Genomic DNA, 15245 nt, shown 5'->3' with positions numbered 1-15245 from the left:
TCCCTCCGGTCCCTCCGCGCAGGACGGACCGGACCCCGTGGACGCCGCGCTCTTCCACCGCGTCGGCCTGCGGGCCATGGAGTGGCTGTACGAGCACCGGGAGGGATTCCGCCTGGAGCCGGACCCCGACCCCGAGACGGGCTTCCTCGACCGCTTCAAACCCGTCGGGGAAGTCGCCATGATCTGCAAGGTCCTCTTCCGCGAGGGCGTCGCCGGCTCCCACCAGGTCGACCTGGCCCGCCGGCTCCTGGACCACCTGTGGCGCGACGTCCTCGACGGCGGCCGGATGCTGGAGGAGGGCCAGCGCCGCGAACCGATCTCCCCCGTCCCCTTCGACGTCTACCTGCCGTTCTGGGAGATGGGCCACCGCCGGCCGTACGTCGACCGCGCGGTCCGGCTCAACCAGCGCCTCGACAGCTGGGCGGCGATGGAGATGAAGCCGGTGCGGCGCCTGGGCCTGAGCGCCTTCGAGCACCGCTTCGGGCTGACCCCGCGCATCCCGGTGGAGGAGGCCGCGGCCCGCACCTGGCTGGCCCGCGCGCCGGAACCGTGGACGGTCGAGGGACACGCCGCCTACGACGTCACCCACACCGTCTTCCACCTCACGGACTGGGGCGCGCGCCCCGCCGACCTGCCGCCCGCCACCGCCGACTACCTCGCCACCTGGCTTCCCGTGTGGCTGGACGACTGGCTGGACCTGGAGCGCTGGGACCTGCTCGGCGAACTCCTCGTCGTCGACGCCTGCCTGGAGCACCCCACGCTGGACGCCCGCGCCTGGCGGGGCTTCGCCGCCGCGCAACAGCCCGACGGCGCCATGCCCGCCGTACGGGGCATGCCGGAGACGGACGACGAGGAGACGGTGTTCGACACGGTCTACCACTCCACCGTCGTCGCCGCCTTCGCCGCCACCCTGGCCACCTCCCGCGCCTTCTCCCGCCTCGCCGGCGCGCCGTCCTCCCCGGGGCCGGCGACGTGAAGCCGTACACGGACGGGCCGGGCGCCGCTGACGGCGGGGGCGAGCCGCCGGCACGGGCCGCCGCCGGTCCGCCCGGTGGGGGGACGGCCGCGCCCCTGGCCGACAGACTGGCCGCCGCCGTCGCGTCCGTCGACGCCCCCGACGTCGTCTTCGCCGCCTCCGTGAGGGGTCGCAGGACACTGTGCAGCGGCGGTACGCCCGACGCGACGGCCGCCGGGCGCCGGGAACTGCGCTACGAGATCGGCTCGGCGTCCAAGACCTTCGCCGGCCTGCTCCTGGCCCATCTCGCCGCCTCCGGACGCGTGCCCCTCGGACACCCGGTGGACGCCGCGCTGTTCCCGGACCGGCCGCCCGGCCGCGACCCCGTCACCCTCCACCACCTGATCACGCACACCTCCGGCCTGCCCGGCCTGCCCCGCGACCTCTACCCGCGGGCCCTGCGGCACCGGAACACCAACCCCTACGCCGGATACGACGGCCGGCGCGTCGTCGAGGCGTTCGCCCGCGCCCGCCCCCGCCGCCCCGGCACCCGCTGGCGCTACTCGAACTTCGGCGCGGCCGTCCTGGGCCACGCCCTCGCGGCCCGTACCGCGACGCCGTGGGACGTCCTCCTGCACGAGCAGGTCCTGGACCCGCTCGGCCTGTCCGGCACCGCTCTGCGGGCCGGAGGCGGGACGGGCCGGGACGCGACCGGCCACGCCCGTGACGGCACCACGCCCCTGCCGCCCCTGGACATCGCGGGGTTCGCCGCGGCGGGAGCCGTACGCGCCACCCCGCACGACCTGCTCGCCTTCCTGGAGGCCCATCTGGAGCCGAACGGGCCGCTCGCCGACGCACTGCGCGAGGTGCGCCGACCGGTACTGAGCCACGGTCGCGGGCGGCACCGCCAGACCCACACGCTGACCTGGTTCCAGCAGCCCACCCCGCGCGGACCGGCCTTCTTCCACTGCGGGGCCACTCCCGGACAGCAGGCGTTCCTCGGTTTCTGCCCGGCCACGGGCTTCGCCCTGGCCGCGACCGCCACCCGCCGGTACCGCCTCGCCGACCCCTTCTCCGCCGAGGCCCTCACCCTCCTGTGCGAGGGCCCGTGACCACCGCCTCCGGTCCGTCGCCCGTCGCTGTCGTCGGGCGGCGCGTCCCCGGCGTCGTTAACCGGCCGTACTGAATGGCTGTTCGGTAAAGCGCACGCGTCTTCGGGCAGGTCGGCGGCCGGTGGGGGAGGAGAACGGCACGCCACGGAGCCGCGCCGGGGGACCCTCGCACCGCTCCTGAGCAGCCTCGACGACCCGTACACACCGATAACCGCGCCGACGTGTCCGGATAACGGCCATGAAGGTGCGGTGGCTCACCGTGTCGGACACACTCCGAAGCGCAAGGTGGGCGGGAAATCGCAGGAGAAACGCCGCCCACTCCCGTCGATCCGAAAGAGAATCTTCTCGTGCTTCGTCGTTATGCCGCGATTTCCGCAGCCGCCCTTCTCTGTCTCACCGGCGCCGCCGGTACCGCGGAAGCCGGGTCCACCAGCCTGTACGCACCCTCCGCCGTCGTCCTCTCGATCGGCAAGGGCGCGGACTCCGGCTCGCTCACCGTCCTCCGCGCCACCACGCTCAGCTGCATGCCCGGCCCCTCCGGGACGCACCCCGACCCGGAGGCCGCCTGCGCCGAACTCAAGGGCGGATTCGCGGGCGCCGGGTTCGACGGGCTGCTGGCGTCGCCGGACCGCGACCGGGCGTGCCCGCAGCACTTCGACCCCGTCACCGTCACCCTGGACGGCGTCTGGGAGGGGGCCCGCACGTCCTGGCAGCACACCTTCTCCAACGCCTGCGTCATGGGGACCACCCTGAACGGCGGGGAAGCCTTCGCGTTCTGAGCGCACGCCGGCCCCGACGCGGACGGGGACCGGGGATCTCGGCCGGATGGAGCAGCGGAAGGGCGAGGGGCGCCGGAGCGTCCGATGCTGGGGCGGATCCCACTCGCCGGACGCGCGTCCGCCCGGCGCCCCACCGAGAAGGAGCCCCCGTGTCGGCACGCCCAGCCCGTTTCCGCTCGCGCGCACGCCTGCGCCTGTCCGCCGCCGCCCTCGTCGGCGCCCTCTCCGGGGCCCTGGCGCTGGGCGGCGCCGGCCTTCCGGCCCGGGCGGCCGGAGCGTCCCCGTCCTCCTCGCCCTCCCCGCCCCCGTCCTCGTCCTCGGACAAGGCCCTGCAGAGGCAGTTGGAGGACCTGGTCAGGACGGCCGGCGGGCCGCCCGGCGTGATCGCCCTGATGCGGGTGGGCGACCGGACGACGGTCCACCGGGCCGGCGTGGCCGACACGAGGACCGGCAGACCGCCCCGGGCCGACGCGTACATGCGCCTCGCCAGCGTCGCCAAGGCGTACAGCGGGGCGGTCGCCCTGCGCCTGGTCGACCGGCACCGCCTCGACCTGGACGACACGATCGGCCGGCGCCTCCCCGCCCTGCCCGAGGCATGGCACCGGGTGACCCTCCGGCAGTTGCTCAACCACACCAGCGGACTGCCCGACTTCTCGACCGCCCCGTCGTTCCTCGAGATCCTGACCGCGGACCCGAGGCACCGCTTCGACTCGCGCCGGCTGCTCGACTTCGTCGCCGACCGGGGACTGGAGTTCCCGCCGGGATCGCGGTACGCGTACTCCAACTCCGACAACATCGCCGTCGCGCTGATGGCGGAGGCGGCGACCGGCCGGCCGTACGAGCGGCTGCTCGAAGAGCTCGTGTACCGGCCCCTCGACCTGCGGCGGACCGTCCTCCCGCAGGGCTACCGGATGCCGAGGCCGTACCTGCACGGCTACGACGTCACGCCGCCCGCCCCGCCCGAGGACATCAGCGAGGTCCTCAGCGCCTCCGGCGTGTGGGCCTCCGGCGGCATCGTCGCCACGCCCGAGGACCTGAACTCCTTCATCCGGGCCTGGGCGGGCGGTCGCGACTTCCTGTCCCCGCAGGTCAGGAACGAGCAGCGGCGCTTCATCCCCGGCGCGGCCTCGGAGCCCGCCGGCCCCGGGGCCAACGCGGGCGGACTGGCGATCTTCCGGTACACGACCCGCTGCGGCACGGTCTACGGCCACACCGGCAACTTCCCCGGCTACACCCAGCTGGCCGCCGCGACGGCGGACGGCGAGCGGTCCCTGACGTTCTCCCTCAACACCCAGACCAGCAAGACCCTCAAGCCGGACCTGCTGGCCAAGGTCCGCGCCGTCCAGGAGAACTTCGTCTGCGCCCTCCTGCGGCGCTGAGACCGCGCTCCCGCCGCCCCGGACGGAGTCCGTCGCGGTGCGCGGGACGCGCAGGAATTGCAGGGGCGTGCCGGCCGGGCGAGGCTGGGAACCCGCAGCTTGAAGTGGAGCAGCCAGCTATGAGCGATCTGGTCGTGGTCGGGGTCGACGGCTCGGAGATGAGCCTCACCGCCGTGGAGGCAGCCGCCGGCGCGGCGGCGCGGCGCGGCGCGAAGCTGCGGGTGGTGCACGTCGAGGTCCCGATCAAGCCCAGGTACGTGGTGCCGGACCCGGCCTCCGCGACACTGGTCCACGAAGCGGCGGCCCACGCCCTCGACGCGGAACCCGGGCTCGTGGTGACCAGGGCCGTCGTGACGGGCGACGTGGTGCACGTGCTGGAGGCCGAGTCGCGGGCCGCGGACCTGATCGTCGTCGGCTCCAGAGGGCTGGGAGGCATCACGGGCCTGCTCCTCGGGTCGACACCGGTGTCCCTGGCCGCCCGCAGCCACTGCCCCGTGATGACGGTCCGCGAAGAACACGGGGCGGTCGCCGGCGCGGGACCCGTCGTCCTGGGGGTCGACGGCTCCCCGGACAGCGCCGAGGCCGTCGACGTGGCCTTCGCCGAGGCCGCGCGACGCCGGGCCGAACTCGTGGTGGTGCACGCGCGGCAGCCGGACGAGGCCGCCGCCGACACGACCCCCGAGACCGCGGCGCGGTCCCTGGCCCAGACGGTCGCCGGCCGCGCGGACACCCATCCGGACGTCACCGTCCGACGCGACGTGGTGGACGGCAGGCCACGCGACGTCCTGATCGAAGCGAGCAGGACGGCCCAGCTGCTGGTCGTCGGCGCCCGCGGCCGCAGCGGCATCGCCGGACTGCTCCTCGGCTCGGTCAGCCAGGCCGTGATGACCCACGCGCACTGTCCCGTGGTCACCGTACGCCGAACGGACTGAGCTGCCCGCCCGGTGCCGGCGCCCCGCCCCCGTACCGAAAGGTTCCTCCACCCCGGTGAAAGACCGTGCCCCCGGTGCCTTTCCCCGGCACACGGTCCGTGACCCGCCCCCTCCATGATCGTTACCCGCTGTGTCGCCGCCTCACGGCGACGTTCCCGCCCCTTCGGACCACCACGGGGCGTACGGGAAAAGGTCGTGGCGGGAAAGGACGGTCCATGGGCGGCTGGATCAGTGTCGGTCTGGGGGCCGCGGCGGCCCTGTGCCCGCTGCCTCAGCACGGCGGCACCCTGGTGGTCATGGACCACACCCCGACCACCGACCGTCTGGTGGTGTGCGCCCCGGACGTGTGGGTCGACATGGGCCACGACCGTCCGGGACTCCCCCCGGAGGCACCGTGCCCCGCGCCCCCGCCCGCCCCCGCGCCCCCGCCCGCCCCCGCGCCCCCGCCCGCCCCCGCGCCTCCGTCCGCCCCCGCGCCCCCGCCCGCTTCCACGCCCATGCCCGCCCCCGCGCCCCCGCCCGTTTCCCGGCCCTCGCCACCGTCGCCGTCCGCCCCGGCGCCCGAACCGCGGCCCCCGGCGCCACCGTCGTCCGCGCCGGCGCCCGAACCGTCCGTGACGCCCCCGCCCGCCGCCCCCCACGTGCTCTCCCGCACCACCGCGCCGAAGTCCGCCGAGCCGGCCGGGGAGTTCGTACCGGCGGCCGACCCTGCCCCCAGCACCCCTCCGGCCGCGGCGCCGGCCCCGATCCCTGCTCCGGTCCCGCCGAAGGCGCGGCAGGCCTTCCGGTGGGTGCCGCGCCCGTACTACACCGGCGGTCCCACGCGCCCGGCCCCGGTGGGGATGTCGACGACCATGACCACGGTCGTCGTCACCCTCCCGGGCGTCCTGGCCGCGGCCGCCCTGCGGCCCCGTTCCCGTCGCCGCAGGCGCGGCTGACGACCGGTCCGCCTTCCCCCTCCCCTCCCTCCTCCTCCCCCTCTCGCTTCGTTCGTCCTGGAGTTGCGCTGTGCCGGAATGGCTCGTCTACACCCTCGCCTCGGTCCTGGTCTGCATGCTCGTCATCGCGACCACCGTCATGCGGCACCGCAGGGTGGCCGCGGACGAGGACACCTCCGAGACCCCGGACGTGCTGGAGTACATGGTCATGATGGTCGGCGTCGTCTACGCCATCGTGCTCGGCCTGGCGATCGCCGGCGTGTGGGAGGCCCGCGGCGCGGCCGAGGACACCGTCCAGCGCGAGGCCCAGGCGCTGTACGAGATCGACCAGCGACTCGACGTCTACCCGGTCGCCTTCCGCGCCAAGGTCAAGGAACACATCGACGCCTACGCCCGGCACGCCGTCACCACCGAGTGGCCCGCCATGAAGGACGACGTGCCGGTCGACGCCACCGGTGCCGGTCTGCTCGGCCGCATCCGCGGCGACATCGCCCACCACACGCCGGCCGATGAACTGCAGGCCCAGGCCTACCAGCCCCTCCTCGACCAGGTCGCCGCCGCGGACAACGCCCGCCACCAGCGCCTGGACAGCGCCGGCACCACCCTGCCCGGCGCGGTCTGGTTCGGCCTCGTCGCCGGCGCCGTGGTCACCCTCGGCCTGCTCTACACCCTGCAGATCCGCCGCTCCGCCCGCGAACTGCTGCTCGCCACCACCTTCAGCGCCCTGGTGGTCTTCCTGCTCTTCCTCGTCTGGAGCTTCGACGCCCCCTTCGGCCACTCCGGCACCGACTCCGCCCAGCCCCTGAGCGACCTGATCACCCCGACCGCCTGACCCACGACGACGCGGACCGGCGGGCCCGCAGACGAACGGCCCCGCCCCGTCCCCACCTTCGCCGACGCGATCCGCGCGCCCCACGCCAACGGCCGGTCGTGACCCCGAGTCACGACCGGCCTTTTCGGTTGCCTCCGCTCGTTGTGATCATGTCCACCCTGTCGCTTAGCCGGATATGGGTGATTCATCAGCATAATGCCGTCAATGAAGGGTCAACTCATGAATATTCTCGTCTTTCTTTTCGTAGACCCCTGACCAAGGTTGACACTTCATGAATACGGCTCCACCGGCCCGACAGGGCCGCCGAGCACCGCGCACCACGCGCGCGCTTCCACGCGCCGCCGTCCTCGCGCTCTCCCTGAGCCTGCTCGGCACCTCCGCCGCGGCGGCTCCCCTCCTCCCCCCGACCGCCTCCGCCGGCGCGGCCGTCACGGCGCCCGCCCCGGGGCAGGCGGCGGACGTCCCGGCCGCGCTCGCCGCGGCCGCACGCTCCGGGAACAGGGTGGAGGCGCTCTCCGAACGCAGCCGGACCACCACCACCTGGGCCAACCCCGACGGGACCCTGACCACCGAACTCGCCGCCGGACCGGTCCGGTTCGACCGCGACGGCGCATGGGTCCCCGTCGACACGGACCTGGCCGAACGGCCCGACGGCACCGTCGCCGAGGCCGACCCGGCGGAGGCCCGGAAGCAGCCCGCCTGGGCACCGGCCACGCCGGGCGCCACGGGCTCGCGCTCACCCGGGAACTGAACACCACCGCGCCCCGCGCCCCCGGCCTCACGGTCCGGGGGCGCGGGGCGTTCCCGTACCTCCCCTTCGTACGAGGGGGCGCGGCCGGACCCGTGTCGACCGGGCCCCGGTCGGGAGCAGGGCGACCCGGCCCACCGGGCCCGTACCCCCGTCGCGGTCGTGTGCCTTCAGGCGATGGTGACGACACGCGCCCAGGCGGGCGGCGCGTCGGGTACGTAGTCGGGGTCCTGCTCGTCCACGGGGCGGGCGGGCCGGGGGAAGAGGCCGACGACGGTGCGGCAGGGCGGCTGCGCGGAGGGCCAGGGCGTCTGGCCGTCCGTCAGGACGACGACGACGTCCGGGCGCGGCCGGGCACGGAGGGCCCGGGCGAAACCGGAGCGCAGGTCCGTTCCGCCGCCCCCGATCAGCTCGATGTCCTCCGCGCGGCAGATCGGCACGGCGACACCGGCCGCCGCGTCGCACGAGATCACCGAGACCAGGTCGCGCCGCCCGCCCACCGCCCGCGAGATCGCCGCCACCTCCAGGAGCGCGCCGCCCAGCTCGGCGTCGCTCACCGACCCGGAGGTGTCGATGACCACGCAGACCCTGGGCGGCATGCGGCGCAGGGCCGGCAGCACCACCCCCGGAACGCCGGCCGAGCGCCGGGACGGACGCCGGTAGCTGTGGTCCTCGCCCGCCCCCGACGCCCCCACCGCCGAACGGACCGCGGCTCCCAGCAGACGCCGCCACGGCTGCGGCGGACGGAACGCCTCCTCCGCCCACCGGCGCCACCCCTCCGGCGCGTCACCGGGACGCCCCTTGATGCCCTCCGCGACCCGGAAGCGGACCGCGTCCCGCTGCTGTCCGCTCAGTCCGTGCGCACCGTCGGGACCCAGCTCCCACGGCCTCGTGTGACCGTCGGCGCCACTGCCGCAGTCCAGCCAGGCCAGATCGGCGGCGAGCCCCGACATCGACGCCGTCCGCAGGTACTCCTCCATCAACCGCCCCTCGGGCAGCCGCAGCAACGAGGGCAGCACCGCCCCGGCGGGCCGGGGGAGCCCGTCGCCGTAGATGTCGTCGTTGATCTCGAAGTCGGCGGCGATGTTGCGCCGCAGCCGCTCGCCCGGCCCGTGCTCGCCGTGCTCCCTCGCGTACCGCTCGCCCCGCCCGTGGTGGTCCCTGAGCAGGTGGGAGACCTCGTGCACCCAGACCCCCGCCAGCTCCTCCACCGGGGTGGCCGCCACGAAACCGGGGGAGACGTAGCAGCGCCAGTGCACGTCCACCACCATCGTCGGCACCGACCGGTCCTCCACCACGTGCAGGGCGAAGAGCGCCGCCGCCAGATAGGGGCGCACCTTGACCGCGTGCAGCCGGGCGGCCAGCAGCTTGTCCATGTCCAGGGGGAGTCCGGCCGTGCCGACCGACCCGCCGGGACCGGTCGGTCCACCCGTACGGGCCGGCCCGCCGGAACCGGCCGGCGGCGTCGGCACGGAGGCCCGCACCGGGCGCGGCGGCGGGGGAGGAGCCATTGGCCGGGGCAGCGGGGACGGAAACGTCCGGTGCGGCGTCCGGGGCCGCGCGGCCCCCGTCACCGGCACGCCTTCGCCACACGCCCGGCGGCCGCCGCGGCGGCACGTTCCACCGACCGGTCCGCGCGCCGGGCCAGTCCGATCACCCCGGCCAGCCGTTCCACCGACTCGGGGATCTCCCAGTCGTCGCGGCGCAGCGTGGCCAGTACCGTCGCGGGGGCGACGAGCAGGTCCGGGGCACCGGTCTCCAGGGCCCGGACCAGCACGGCCCAGCCCGCCTCCCACCGCTCCCGCTCCGGGCGCGCCCCGACGGCGGCCACCACCGCGTCGAGCGCCGCCTGGCGCAGGTCGCCGCGCTCCGGCAGTTCGGCGGAGGCGGGATCGGCCAGCAGGGACTCGGGGTCCGGCAGGTCCATCCGGTCCAGGTGGGCGAGGAGTTCGAGCCCGGGGCCGTCACCCACCGCTCCCCGCACCAGGAGCGCCAGCACCTCCCGCGAGACGGAGGCCGCCGTACCGAAGGCGAGCAGGGTCAGCGCGGCCTCCCAGCTCCGGGGCGAGGGCCAGGCGCCCCCGCGCCGCGTCTCGGTGGTCGGCAGCCGGTGGATCATCGTCGGCCGGGCCTTCAGGAAGCCGCAGACCGCACGCCGGGCGAGGGCCACCGCCTCCGGAAGCCTCCCCGGGTCCAGCCGGGGCAGCTCCGCCCGGGGCCAGACCCCGCCGAGACCGCGCACCACCACCTCCTGGTCGTGCACCCAGTACAGGTGCACGAACCGGTTGGCCAGCGGAGGGCTCAGCTCCCATCCGTCCGCCGCCGACGCCCGGGGGTTGGCGGCGGCCACGATCCGTACGTCCGGGGGCAGCCGCAGCGTGCCGACCCGCCGCTCCAGGACGACCCGGAGCAGCGCGGCCTGCACGGCGGGGGTGGCGGTGGAGAGCTCGTCCAGGAAGAGCAGGCCCCGCCCGGCGCGTACGAGTTCCACGGCCCACTGCGGGGGCGCCATCGGCACTCCCCGTACCGCGGGGTCGTCGCCCACGATCGGCAGCCCGGAGAAGTCGGACGGCTCGTGGACGCTGGCGATGACGGTCGTCAGGGGCAGGCCGAGGGAGGCGGCGAGCTGTGTGAGGGCGGCGGTCTTGCCGATGCCCGGCTCGCCCCAGAGCAGTACGGGCAGGTCGGCTGCGACGGCCAGGGTGAGCGCTTCGAGCTGTTCGTCGCGGCGCGGCTCGGTGGTCGTCGTCCGCAGCAGCCCGAGGAGCTCGCCGGCCAGGGCGAGGCGGACACCGGTACCGGACGCGCCGTCGGTCGCCGGAGCAGTGGCAGGGGCAGGGGCGGACGTGAGGGTGCTGGGCGTCATGGGCATCACCTGAGGGGAATGGGGGGACGGAGCGACCCGTCCCGGATCTCGTGGGGCCGCTCGAAGCGCGGTACGAGCGGAGAAGTTCGGGAGTTCGGGAGTTCAAGGGCCGGGAAGAGCCAGGGAGTTCAGGAGAACGGGCCGTTCACCGGGGACAGCCCGGTCCGGGGCCGGGACAGGGCGCTCCGCTTGCGGCGCACCGCGAGAGGAGCGTGGCGGTCGAGCCGGGGACGATGGCCCGTCTCCACGGCCCCCGTGCCCGCGGCGCCCCCGCCGCCCGCCGTGTCGGTACGGACACCGGTGGCGGGACGCCCGGCGACCAGCCCCGCACGGAAGAGTCCGTGGTCGACGCGACGGGCCGCGGCGGACATCAGCTCCTCCCGGAGCGGACCGTCCCGCAGGACCGCCTCGGGACCGAGGAGCCCCGTCACGACGGCCAGCGCCCCGGAGACGTCGCCGTGGACGAGTCGTTCCCGGACGGCGGGCAGGGCTTCCGGGTTGCGGTGTGCCGCGTCGATCGCCCGCAGGCAGGGCAGCGCCGGCCCGCCGAGGGCCACCAGCAGCTCCTCCCGCCGCAGGGTGTCCCGGTCGTGGTCGACCGCCGACAGCACTCCGTCCTTCAGGGCGATCCGGTGGGCCTCGCCCCGGCACTCCACCCGGTGCGGATCACCGGGCACGTGGACGGCATCGGGCCCGTGAACAGGACCGGGACACCCTGCGGAGGCGACCGGGACGGACGCGGCCAGGGCCCCGGCGACGAGGGGGTGCAGCCGTTCCGGCGTGATCAGCCCCGCGCGCAGCAGGTCCAGGTCGGGAAGGGTCCGGGCCGCCGCTTCCGGCAGCACCGGAAGCGCCGCCACCTCCTGCGGAGGCAGTGCTTCTCGCAGCGGCCCGAGGACCGGGGCGTGGCCGTCGTCGGGAGCGACGAGTCCGAGCACGGCCCGTCGTCCCGTGCCGAGCCGTACGGTGAAGGCGCCCCGAGGAGGGAGCCCCTCGGCCCGCAGCAGCGTCTCCGCCTCGGCCGCCCACCTCCCGACCGCCCAGGGGGAGTCCTGGGGGAAGGGCGGGCCGGGCGGCGACGCGGACGGTGGCCCGTCGGCGCCGCACCGCCGTGCCAGGTCGCCGGTTCGCCCCGCGTCCCAGAGGTGCCGGTGCAGGTCGAACCGGAAACGCCGTTCGGGATGCGGATGCGGATGCGGACGGGCGTGGGAGGGGCGGCCGGGACCGTCGTTCCCCGACCCCTCCCACAGGGCGAGCGACATCCGCTGTCCGCCGTCCGCCCAGGCCGGCGGTGTCCGTACCACCAGGCTCAGCGGCACGGTGCCGGGACTTCCGTAACGGGCCAGGGCCAGGGTGAGGCCCGGGCGGAGCCGTCCGTCGGGGGCGATGCGGGGCATGTGCCAGCGGAGCAGGTCCGGCGCCAGGCGGCGCAGGTCGGCACGGAGCAGGGCGGCGAGACCGGTGCCGTGGCGGTCGGCCACGGCGCGCAGATCGAGATCGACGTCGATCCGGGCGGCGGCGCAGGCCCCCGCCCAGTCACCGGCCGCACGCCGTGCGGTCGCGGTCTCGATCATGGACGGTGGCACGGCGTACTCGCGCACGCGCTGCCACATCGACAGGTGGGGCGGAATCCCGTTCACGGGGTGAAGTGCCATCAGCACTCACCTTGTGTGAACGAGTCCCCCAATCGGTACGAGGAGAAGTTCATCATCACGGGGATCGTAGACCATGGTCGTTCGATTCCCCAGGCGGTTTCGTCGGGCGGTTTCGTCGGGCGGTTCCGCCGGGGGAGCGCGTCACCCCCGAGGGTGACCCCCGGCGGTCAAACGGGGCGCACGGAGCGTCGGGCGTACGAGCGGGTGAGGGCGCGCCCCTCCGCGCCACCGGGCGCCGTTGGGGCACGGCCGCTCGTGGGCAGGATCGCCGCAGATCCCGACGGAAGGGCCGACCGTGGCAAGTGAGTTCCAGCGCGACAAGCTCGTCGACATGTTCCGCGCGTTCGACGCCGACGACAACGGCTACCTCGACCGGCGCGACTTCCGGGCCCTGGCGGAACGCTGGAAGGCCCTGCCCCGCGTACGGCCGGGGTCCGAACTGGCCGCACGCGTGGAGGCGGTCATGCTGGGCTGGTGGGACCACCTCGCGGCCCACGTGGACGCGGACGGGGACGGCAGGGTCGACCTGGACGAGATCCTCGCCATGGTGGACCTGCTGCCCACGATGCGCGAGGTCGTCGCCGCGACCGCCGAGACCGTCTTCGACGCCGTCGACGAGAACGGCGACGGCCGCATCTCCCCGGCCGAGCACCGGCGGCTCGTCGACACGTGGCACGGCCGGAGCGTCGACGTCGCCGATGTCTTCGACCGCCTCGACCGGGACGGGGACGGTTACCTCGGCCGCCCCGAATTCACCGAGCTGTGGATCCAGTTCTGGACCAGTGACGACCCCGCCGAACCGGGCAACCACCTGTGCGGCCCCGTGCCGACCCGGAGCTGACGTCCACGCCCGGCCTCAGGCCGGCCGTCACCCGGTTCGATCGCTTCGCCGAAGGGCCGTGAACCCCGGCCCGCCGGGGGTCTGTACCCGGTCCGACCTCATGGGACGCAGCCGTTCGTACCGCCCTGAGACCGCATCGAGTGCTTCTCTCAATCCGCCGGGCCGCAGCATGCCGGCTTCCCGGGGCTCGCCCGCCCAGCCCGCACCGGCCAGCAGGACCATCGGCGCGGTCCGTGCCCCCCGAGGTCCGAAGGCGGTGCCCGCCACGTGCGCGGCCAAGGGGCGGTCGGCCGTGGCGCGCGCCTGGGACCACAGGGTCACGACCGCGGGGCCGCACCGTCGTACCGCGGCGTCGAGTGCCTCGGCCGGGATCGCGCCGCCCAGTACGAGGACCGGCAGCGCCCGTTCGGCGAGCCCCGCGGCCAGCGCCTCCAGCGGAAGGGTGTGGATCTCGGTGGGCGTGCACGCCAGGAGGACGGGCGGCGCCGTCGAGCGTGCCGCGGATCCTGCCACGATCATCCGGCGCAGGGCCGTCGAGACGTGCCACGACAGCAGGTGCTCGACCTCGACGTAGCGCTCCTGCGTCGATTCCCGCTTCTTGCCGACCGCGTGGAGAGCGGGCGCGATGACCTCCTCCCAGGCGACGACCAGACCGTACTCCTGGACGGCCCGCTCCAGCAGGTCGTCCATCGCCGGACCGTCCAGTCTCACCGCGGCGCGTCCCAGACCCCGGCATTCCGCACGCACCGGGCCCAGGGGCGGGTCGTGACGCGAACCGGGCCGACGGGCACCTGCCGGAACGGCCGTTCTTCCTCCTCCGGCGGAGGGATCCGGCGACCGGGCGGGGCCAGAGGCGCCGCCGGTGGCCGTGTCGCGGCTCGCCAGGACCGTGCGCGCGGCCTCGGCGGGGGAGACCCCGGAGGCCGTCAGCCGGCACAGTCCTTCGAGCATCGAGACGTCCTCGGCCGTCCAGCGCCGGTGTCTTCCCTCCTCGCGGGCTACCGGACGCAGGCCGTACCGCTGTTCCCAGGAGCGCACGGTGGTCGGCGACACCCCGAGGTGCCTGGCGACGGCCCCGGTGGTCATCCCGTATCGGTTTCCGGCCATGCCCTCACTTCCCGCCGGTGGAGGACGACGGCACGTCCTCCTCTTCCCGGACGTGGTGCGCGTACGGGCCTTCGCGCCCTGGTACACCACACCGCTGTCCCGACTTACCGACGAGGGGAGCGCGCGGATGCAAGGACGGGCGAAGACGCCGGGTCCGCCGGGCGCGTGGGCGGGAGCCGACGAGGAGAACCGACCGGACTGCATCCGCACGGCGAACTTCGAGGAAGTATGTCCGAAATGACCTTTCAGGTGATCTTCGGGAGATGAGGAGAGGGAAGTGTCCCGAGCCGAGTTGTTCCATCCCGGTGGGTGCACTCCGGGCGCAGGCACGTTCGTGTGCGACTGCGCCGAGGAGCACGTGTGGCGCATCGACCTGGCCCGCCATGTCTTCCCGTCCCTCCCGCTCGGGTGTTCCGGAAGTTCGTGGCGGCTGTCCGAGGGGCAGGGGGCGTCACCGGATCCGGAGCCGCGGGCCTTCGTCTGAACGGACAGGGAAACGGCTTCCGCAGTCGGAGGCCCTCATGGCGCAGGAGGAGGAGATGATCGTCAAGAAGCTGCACGAGTCGGGTGTGCGCAGTGAGCACGCGTACCTGGCGGCCGTGGGGTCGATCGGGCTGTCGTTGGTCTCGTGGCTGACGTCCAACCGGCAGGAGAACCTGGAACGGGCGGACCGCTGGGGCATCTTCGTGGGGGAGTGGGCCCCGACCTTCTTCGCGCTGGGCCTCGCGCTCGCGAACTACGAACGCGACGAGACTGCACGGTCCGCCGGTTTCGGGGTGGATGCCTGACGGGAGGTCGTCGAACTCCGTCGCGCTGCGCCCGCGACCTCCGGCGGCCCTGTGAGAGGACCATCTCTCTTCCTGGCCGGGCCGCCCGGACGTCATTTGTACGGGCTGTCGGCGCCGGCCGCCGCGGGCCGTTCCGTCCTGGCCGGGCAGCAGCCGATCGGGCACAGGTCGTGGGAGGGTCCGAGCGCGCCCAGGGCGCACCGGTCCACCCGGATCCGCCGCTCCCCCGCGGCCCGTTCCAGGACGAGTTCGCGGACGGCGGCGGCGAAGCGCGGGTCGGAGCCGACGGTGGCCGAGCGCCGGACGGGCAGGC

14 protein-coding genes and 1 pseudogene are annotated in these 15245 nt (G+C 74.8%); 10 read left to right on the top strand and 5 right to left on the bottom strand.

Translation table 11 applies throughout. The features are described 5' to 3' along the window. Nucleotides 1–76 precede the first annotated feature (76 nt). From ACFY7E_RS18720 to ACFY7E_RS18685, 8 genes are all read left to right on the top strand, one after another. Nucleotides 77–976 carry a DUF6895 family protein gene (locus ACFY7E_RS18720; RefSeq protein WP_389486524.1) on the top strand — a complete coding sequence of 300 codons (900 nt, stop codon included), beginning with the start codon at nucleotides 77–79 and terminating at the stop codon, nucleotides 974–976. Next, on the top strand, nucleotides 973–2067 hold the full coding sequence (locus ACFY7E_RS18715) for a serine hydrolase domain-containing protein (protein ID WP_389486171.1): 1095 nt from the start codon (nucleotides 973–975) through the stop codon (nucleotides 2065–2067). Before ACFY7E_RS18720 ends, ACFY7E_RS18715 begins: the two co-directional genes overlap by 4 nt. A gap of 347 nt (nucleotides 2068–2414) precedes the next feature. After that, on the top strand, nucleotides 2415–2846 hold the full coding sequence (locus ACFY7E_RS18710) for a subtilase-type protease inhibitor (RefSeq protein WP_389486169.1): 432 nt from the start codon (nucleotides 2415–2417) through the stop codon (nucleotides 2844–2846). Between the two features lie 149 nt (nucleotides 2847–2995). Further along, nucleotides 2996–4225 carry a serine hydrolase domain-containing protein gene (locus ACFY7E_RS18705; RefSeq protein ID WP_389486167.1) on the top strand — a complete coding sequence of 410 codons (1230 nt, stop codon included), beginning with the start codon at nucleotides 2996–2998 and terminating at the stop codon, nucleotides 4223–4225. A 119-nt stretch (nucleotides 4226–4344) separates the two neighbouring features. Beyond that, entirely contained in the window at nucleotides 4345–5157 is an 813-nt protein-coding gene (locus tag ACFY7E_RS18700) for a universal stress protein (protein ID WP_389486165.1), read from the top strand. Between the two features lie 215 nt (nucleotides 5158–5372). Continuing rightward, nucleotides 5373–6095: a hypothetical protein gene (locus tag ACFY7E_RS18695; protein WP_389486163.1), complete on the top strand. Its 723-nt coding sequence runs from the start codon at nucleotides 5373–5375 to the stop codon at nucleotides 6093–6095. Between the two features lie 70 nt (nucleotides 6096–6165). Beyond that, the gene (locus ACFY7E_RS18690) at nucleotides 6166–6927 is read left to right on the top strand and encodes a hypothetical protein (protein ID WP_389486161.1); all 762 of its coding nucleotides are present in this window, start codon (nucleotides 6166–6168) and stop codon (nucleotides 6925–6927) included. 271 nt (nucleotides 6928–7198) lie between these two features. Then, nucleotides 7199–7678: a hypothetical protein gene (locus ACFY7E_RS18685; protein ID WP_389486159.1), complete on the top strand. Its 480-nt coding sequence runs from the start codon at nucleotides 7199–7201 to the stop codon at nucleotides 7676–7678. Nucleotides 7679–7845: 167 nt separating this feature from the next. Here ACFY7E_RS18685 and ACFY7E_RS18680 read toward each other — a convergent pair whose 3' ends face one another. From ACFY7E_RS18680 to ACFY7E_RS18670, 3 genes are all read right to left on the bottom strand, one after another. Beyond that, nucleotides 7846–9051: a VWA-like domain-containing protein gene (locus ACFY7E_RS18680; RefSeq protein WP_389486157.1), complete on the bottom strand. Its 1206-nt coding sequence runs from the start codon at nucleotides 9049–9051 to the stop codon at nucleotides 7846–7848. 194 nt (nucleotides 9052–9245) lie between these two features. Beyond that, a complete protein-coding gene (locus ACFY7E_RS18675; protein WP_389486155.1) occupies nucleotides 9246–10541 on the bottom strand; it encodes an AAA family ATPase in 1296 nt (431 codons plus the stop codon). Between the two features lie 128 nt (nucleotides 10542–10669). Then, nucleotides 10670–12196, bottom strand: a complete 1527-nt coding sequence (locus tag ACFY7E_RS18670) for a hypothetical protein (RefSeq protein WP_389486153.1) — start codon at nucleotides 12194–12196, stop codon at nucleotides 10670–10672. Nucleotides 12197–12491: 295 nt separating this feature from the next. Here ACFY7E_RS18670 and ACFY7E_RS18665 point away from each other — a divergent pair, with 295 nt between their 5' ends. Continuing rightward, entirely contained in the window at nucleotides 12492–13037 is a 546-nt protein-coding gene (locus tag ACFY7E_RS18665) for an EF-hand domain-containing protein (protein ID WP_383445132.1), read from the top strand. Between the two features lie 27 nt (nucleotides 13038–13064). Here ACFY7E_RS18665 and ACFY7E_RS18660 read toward each other — a convergent pair whose 3' ends face one another. Further along, nucleotides 13065–14144 carry a MerR family transcriptional regulator gene (locus tag ACFY7E_RS18660; RefSeq protein WP_389486151.1) on the bottom strand — a complete coding sequence of 360 codons (1080 nt, stop codon included), beginning with the start codon at nucleotides 14142–14144 and terminating at the stop codon, nucleotides 13065–13067. Between the two features lie 521 nt (nucleotides 14145–14665). Here ACFY7E_RS18660 and ACFY7E_RS18655 point away from each other — a divergent pair. Then, on the top strand, nucleotides 14666–14932 hold the full coding sequence (locus ACFY7E_RS18655; protein ID WP_389486149.1) for a hypothetical protein: 267 nt from the start codon (nucleotides 14666–14668) through the stop codon (nucleotides 14930–14932). Between the two features lie 92 nt (nucleotides 14933–15024). Here ACFY7E_RS18655 and ACFY7E_RS18650 read toward each other — a convergent pair. Beyond that, a pseudogene (locus ACFY7E_RS18650) lies at nucleotides 15025–15245 on the bottom strand (ferrochelatase); the annotation flags it as partial.

Source organism: Streptomyces sp. NPDC012825 (assembly GCF_042900925.1).
In the GTDB taxonomy this organism is placed as follows: domain Bacteria; phylum Actinomycetota; class Actinomycetes; order Streptomycetales; family Streptomycetaceae; genus Streptomyces.
Note: the sequence above shows the minus strand (reverse complement) of the source record. Positions and strands in the feature narration are given on the sequence as shown.

Bases quoted from the DNA above. Each gene is read 5' to 3' on its own strand.
- ACFY7E_RS18685 (WP_389486159.1), top strand. From the start codon at position 7,199: ATGAATACGGCTCCACCGGCCCGACAGGGCCGCCGAGCACCGCGCACC.
- ACFY7E_RS18675 (WP_389486155.1), bottom strand. From the start codon at position 10,541: ATGACGCCCAGCACCCTCACGTCCGCCCCTGCCCCTGCCACTGCTCCG.
- ACFY7E_RS18680 (WP_389486157.1), bottom strand. From the start codon at position 9,051: ATGGACAAGCTGCTGGCCGCCCGGCTGCACGCGGTCAAGGTGCGCCCC.
- ACFY7E_RS18670 (WP_389486153.1), bottom strand. From the start codon at position 12,196: ATGGCACTTCACCCCGTGAACGGGATTCCGCCCCACCTGTCGATGTGG.
- ACFY7E_RS18660 (WP_389486151.1), bottom strand. From the start codon at position 14,144: ATGGCCGGAAACCGATACGGGATGACCACCGGGGCCGTCGCCAGGCAC.
- ACFY7E_RS18700 (WP_389486165.1), top strand. From the start codon at position 4,345: ATGAGCGATCTGGTCGTGGTCGGGGTCGACGGCTCGGAGATGAGCCTC.
- ACFY7E_RS18695 (WP_389486163.1), top strand. From the start codon at position 5,373: ATGGGCGGCTGGATCAGTGTCGGTCTGGGGGCCGCGGCGGCCCTGTGC.
- ACFY7E_RS18720 (WP_389486524.1), top strand. From the start codon at position 77: ATGGAGTGGCTGTACGAGCACCGGGAGGGATTCCGCCTGGAGCCGGAC.
- ACFY7E_RS18655 (WP_389486149.1), top strand. From the start codon at position 14,666: ATGGCGCAGGAGGAGGAGATGATCGTCAAGAAGCTGCACGAGTCGGGT.